The 246-nt window shown below is 38.2% G+C and carries 1 protein-coding gene; it reads left to right on the top strand.

Going from position 1 to position 246, the window contains the following annotated elements; all coding sequences use genetic code 11:
- A partial coding sequence (locus tag AAEY83_RS17685) for a hypothetical protein (RefSeq protein WP_351061291.1) occupies positions 1-246 on the top strand: 246 nt, incomplete at both ends.

Genomic DNA, 246 nt, shown 5'->3' with positions numbered 1-246 from the left:
AGTAAGAGCAGTGATTTATCAAGACACAGCAAAAGATGCAGAGTATGGGTTTGAAAATGCATGGTACCGCGACAAAGTTATTTTTGCAGGCGCTGAACTTACTTATGAGCAAGTAAAGCTTCAAAATACAGACGAACTCGACAAAATTGACGTTATTTTGTCTCGATTGGATTCAATAGATACGCCTTGGGGCGAAGAATCGTTAAATGGAAAATTAACAGTTAGAGACGATGTTTACATTAACGC

Origin of the sequence: Psychrobacter sp. TB20-MNA-CIBAN-0197 (assembly GCF_040309765.1) — a bacterium.
In the GTDB taxonomy this organism is placed as follows: Bacteria; Pseudomonadota; Gammaproteobacteria; order Pseudomonadales; family Moraxellaceae; genus Psychrobacter; species Psychrobacter submarinus.
This window is presented reverse-complemented; position numbering and strand designations above follow the sequence as displayed.